Source organism: Synechococcus sp. R55.2, assembly GCF_047462075.1.
Classification (GTDB): domain Bacteria; phylum Cyanobacteriota; class Cyanobacteriia; order Thermostichales; family Thermostichaceae; genus Thermostichus.
Genome location: NZ_JANSIH010000322.1, coordinates 1 through 3,854, shown reverse-complemented (window position 1 = coordinate 3,854; position 3,854 = coordinate 1). Strand labels below are relative to the sequence as shown.

Annotated in this window: 5 protein-coding genes; 1 reads left to right on the top strand and 4 read right to left on the bottom strand. The window is 62.7% G+C overall.

Translation table 11 applies throughout. The features are described 5' to 3' along the window. Positions 1 to 209: 209 nt before the first annotated feature. Positions 210 to 962, top strand: coding sequence for a hypothetical protein (locus NW838_RS10225; protein WP_414427984.1), 753 nt, complete (start codon positions 210 to 212; stop codon positions 960 to 962). Positions 963 to 1,013: 51 nt separating this feature from the next. Here the strand turns inward: NW838_RS10225 and NW838_RS10220 are convergent, their stop codons facing one another. From NW838_RS10220 to NW838_RS10205, 4 genes are read right to left on the bottom strand one after another with little or no spacing between them, the layout of a single operon-like run. After that, complete coding sequence (locus tag NW838_RS10220; protein ID WP_414427983.1) at positions 1,014 to 1,811, bottom strand: type II secretion system protein; 798 nt, start codon at positions 1,809 to 1,811, stop codon at positions 1,014 to 1,016. A gap of 16 nt (positions 1,812 to 1,827) precedes the next feature. Then, a complete protein-coding gene (locus tag NW838_RS10215; protein WP_414427982.1) occupies positions 1,828 to 2,229 on the bottom strand; it encodes a SaoD/DsrE family protein in 402 nt (133 codons plus the stop codon). Then, positions 2,226 to 2,834 carry a PEP-CTERM sorting domain-containing protein gene (locus NW838_RS10210; RefSeq protein WP_414427981.1) on the bottom strand — a complete coding sequence of 203 codons (609 nt, stop codon included), beginning with the start codon at positions 2,832 to 2,834 and terminating at the stop codon, positions 2,226 to 2,228. The genes NW838_RS10215 and NW838_RS10210 overlap by 4 nt, the downstream gene beginning before the upstream one ends. Positions 2,835 to 2,858: 24 nt before the next feature. Continuing rightward, complete coding sequence (locus NW838_RS10205) at positions 2,859 to 3,788, bottom strand: hypothetical protein (RefSeq protein WP_414427980.1); 930 nt, start codon at positions 3,786 to 3,788, stop codon at positions 2,859 to 2,861. Between the last annotated feature and the right edge of the window lie 66 nt (positions 3,789 to 3,854).

The following is a 3,854-nucleotide window of genomic DNA, read 5'->3' as shown; positions in this document are numbered from 1 at the left end:
CCGTGCCCGAAGCGTGCGCGGCGACCGTCCAACTCGCCGACACGACCGCGCCCAATCCCGACGATCAGGCAGTCTACGCGCAACTCTACCCCCGCTATCAACGACTGTATCCCGCACTGCAACCGTTTTGGACATAGTTGCGTACAAATTAGCAGGAACCTATGCAGCGTGGGTAGAATCTATGCGCCATACCTAATACAGGGGGACATATGACGATGCATGCACAAGGCTTGCAGATACCGAACCATCAGGTCTATGGTTTTGCGTCGCTGGTGGCGCCTGGCTTAGGGCACTTTTTGCAGCGTGCGCCGTTTCGGGGCGCGCTTTGGCTGCTGGGCGCACTGACCCTGTGGTACTTTCTGGCGCTCTCCCTCTCGTCGTGGATCCACTTCGAGCTTCCAGCCTCGTTGCTTGCGCCCATAGTTGCGCTCTACCACTGCGCCAGTATGTACGCGGCGATGGCGCGCGCCTACCAAGTACAACGCGAGCCAACGCCCCTGCACGCAGCGCAGGAGATGATGCCCGTGTACCTCTGGAAGCAGGTCATCGGCGGCGTGTTGGCAATCGTGGGCACAGTCGCTGTCGTGCTGCTGAGTGGCTCGTTTGCGGATTATGCATACACTTGGCTCTCCAGTCAGGTGCATCGCGGCTGGGGGATGCCACGCCCTGCGTGGGGAGAGTTCGTGAGCCAGTCGGTGATTCTGTGGGGCATGACCGCGCTGGGCGCGTGGCTGTTTCGCGCAGGACATAAGGAAAGCGAGACAGCGCGGCAAGCCCTGCGCGAACGCGCCGTGGTCGCCTACGCCCTGCAACATGGCGGGCGCATCACTGTTGCGGAGGCAAGCGTCGCCGCGCAAATCTCGCTGCACGAAGCACGCAACCTGCTCGAACGCCTCGTGCTGGAGCGGTATGCCATCGAGACCGAGCAGGATGGGATAATCTACTACCACCTGACGCGCTGAACCAATCCCCGCCCTCCCCAACATCGGGGAGGGCGGGTGCGGGTGGCGACTCTACAAGTTGATGCTCCACTGGTTGTCGTCGATGGCGCGGTAGGTCTGCGAGAAGCGCACATGCTTGGCGTGTCCGTCGGCGTACAAGGCTGCCGTGCCGCCCTGATAGCGCGTCTTCGCGATTTGCTCGTCCCAGTCGCCGCAGTTAGCAGCGTTCGGGAACAGGCTGCACGGCGGCTGCGCACGCCCCTTCGACCAGTGGTACGGGTGGTTCACATCGGTCGTCTCCGCCCACGGGTCTAAGCACATGTCGAAGAACTCCGACACCCAGAACGGGTCGTTCGGGTTATTGACGGGCAGTGGATTGGGCGGTGTGACGCCCGTGATTTGCGTCCACGGGTCGCCCCGAAGGATGGCGTAGATGGTGCTTGTGGGGCGCGTCACTTCCGCCAGTCGGCGCGGCATGCCTGTGAAGAAGCCGTTGTCGGTGAATGACCCCCACATCGCAGGCACGCTGCGGTCGGGGTCGGACGGGTCCCACCAGATGTTTTGCTTGTTGCGCAGCCCGCGATCCATCTTGATGTACGGCTCCAACGCCGCTTGGTAATTATGCACCGCCCAGTAGTTGACCGTGCTGGGGATCCCGTTGATAATCGCCATCGTGAACGGGTAGCCCTCGTCGTAGTCGTTCAGGTACATCTGGACTGCCGTCCCGATTTGACGCATGTTGCTTAGGCACTGCGTCTGTCGCGCTTTCGCGCGCGCCTGTGCGAACACAGGGAACAGAATCGCCGCCAGAATCGCGATAATCGCAATCACGACCAGCAGTTCAATCAGTGTGAAGCCGTTGCGTCGCATAGGATCACCTCATGCGCTACAGCGAGATGACTTGGTCAGGCGGGTTGCCCGCCAGCGCGGCGTAGAGGTCGGGGAAGCAGCCCACCTGCACGCCCTCGACGGTGTTGTAGGGCACAACCTCGCCTGGCGTCGTGCGCCCTGTGCCGTCGGGGTTGCACCAGCGCAGCTCGCCCTTGGCTAAGTTGCGCTCCAACGCGCAGGCGTCGCACATCATCAGCAAGATACCCTTCTCCTTCGCGAGTTTCGCCAGTCGCTCGCCAATCGGATCGCCCTGACGCAGCACGAAGGCGTTATCGTCGAAGAAGAACATCCCAACGACCTCCACGCCGTGCGTGCCCGCCTCCAGCTGGGGCAGAATCATCTGCCCCAGCTTGTAGGTCGCGGCGCGCGGCGTGATGAACACATAGGCGACCTTCATCGCTTCCCTCCTCGTCGGCGTAGCCCGACCAGACCCGCCAGACCCGCGCCCAGCGCCAGCAGGCTCGCAGGCTCAGGCACAAACTCCAGCGTGTAAACCCCAGAGTCGTTCAGCGCCGTGCCGTCCCACGCGATGGCGTTCACCAAGCGGAACTGGAAGATCAGCGGGTTGTCCTCGCTCGGCAGGAAGTCGGTCGCGAAGATGATGTGCTGATGCACCGCTTCGGGGTCGTTCGGGTCGTAGATCAGCGTCCAAGTGCCGGGCAGCCCCTCGCCGAAGATGGGGTCGGTCTCACCCTCAATCACGCCCACCAAGCGCGGCGAGATGAAGACCTGCTGAATCGTCACTTGGCGCAGTTGCGGGTGGTCGTCGCCCTCTTCGGTGTGGAAGTCCCAGCCGACATCGACGCCGAACAGCCCTGGCAGCAGCTCTTCCAGCGTGTAGCGGATGCGGTAGGGCGGCTCCGCAAGTTCTTCGGGTTCAATCACCGCCGCTGCGCCGTCCATCGCGCCCAAGTGAATGTCCTCGTGTTCACCGTCTGCGAACGATACGCTCAACAGCGCGCTTAGCGCAATCGTCAGTCCGAATGTCATCCAGCGTTTCATGGTGTGTCCTCCTTTCGGGGGCATTTATTGGGCGCCCTCCCCGACAGCGCCGAAGTTGAACAGGATGATGAGTAGGTCTGCGTCATCGACGATACCGTCGCCGTTCACATCGGCGTCGGAGTCGCCCGAACCGAACGCGAACAGCACCATCAGCAGGTCGGCGTCGTCGATGACATCGTCGTTGTTCAGGTCGCCCAGCGTGGTGAAGCTCCAGTTGCGGGCGTGGCTACCGCTCAGCGACAGGTTATCCACACGCCGCGAGAGGTGCTTGCTCAGCTTGGCGACGACGGTATAGGTTCCCGCAGGCTGGTTGAAGCCCACCATGTAGGGGTAGATTGCCGTTGGGTTGGGCGGCAGGCTCGCCTCGGCGACGGTCGTCCCGCCCTGACGCAGTTGCACGGTCAACATCAGCCCGTACAGGTCGCCCTGGTAGCCCGTTGCAGGCGCGACGCTCCCAAACAGGCGCAGCGGGTTGCCCGCCACCATGTAGACGCGGTAGGCGTAGGGCATATCCTGCAGGGCTGTGCCGTCCCGCGCGATTGCGCTCACGCCCCGCACATCCCACACATAGACGCCCGGCGCGCTCGCCGCGAAGATAAAGTGATGATGCGGCGTGCCGCCTGTCGGGAGGTCGAAGAAGTTCGCGCAACCCGACGCGCAGAAACGGTTGCCGAAGCCCGACTTCGAGCCGACCAGTCCTGGGGTAATCCACACCTGCTGCACACGGCAGAACTGCAGGTGCGGTTGCCCCGTATCGTAATCGAAGTAGAAGTCCAGCCCGACATCCAAGATGAAGCGTCCCAGCACGCTCGACATCTGCCGTATCGGGTGCGGTTGCGGCTGGAGTACCTCCACCCGATTGCCGTCCCTGCCGAACAGCAGGTCGTCGTCGTGCTGTGTCCATCCCAGCGATATAACCAGTGCGACCAGTAATGCCACGATAGTGTGTTTCATTGCCTGAACCTCCTGCCACGCCTGTGAAGGCGGGGGTGTCAAAGCGGTAAAGGCGTGGGGGGGGGG

Bases quoted from the DNA above. Each gene is read 5' to 3' on its own strand.
- NW838_RS10215 (WP_414427982.1), bottom strand. From the start codon at position 2,229: ATGAAGGTCGCCTATGTGTTCATCACGCCGCGCGCCGCGACCTACAAG.
- NW838_RS10210 (WP_414427981.1), bottom strand. From the start codon at position 2,834: ATGAAACGCTGGATGACATTCGGACTGACGATTGCGCTAAGCGCGCTG.
- NW838_RS10220 (WP_414427983.1), bottom strand. From the start codon at position 1,811: ATGCGACGCAACGGCTTCACACTGATTGAACTGCTGGTCGTGATTGCG.
- NW838_RS10225 (WP_414427984.1), top strand. From the start codon at position 210: ATGACGATGCATGCACAAGGCTTGCAGATACCGAACCATCAGGTCTAT.
- NW838_RS10205 (WP_414427980.1), bottom strand. From the start codon at position 3,788: ATGAAACACACTATCGTGGCATTACTGGTCGCACTGGTTATATCGCTG.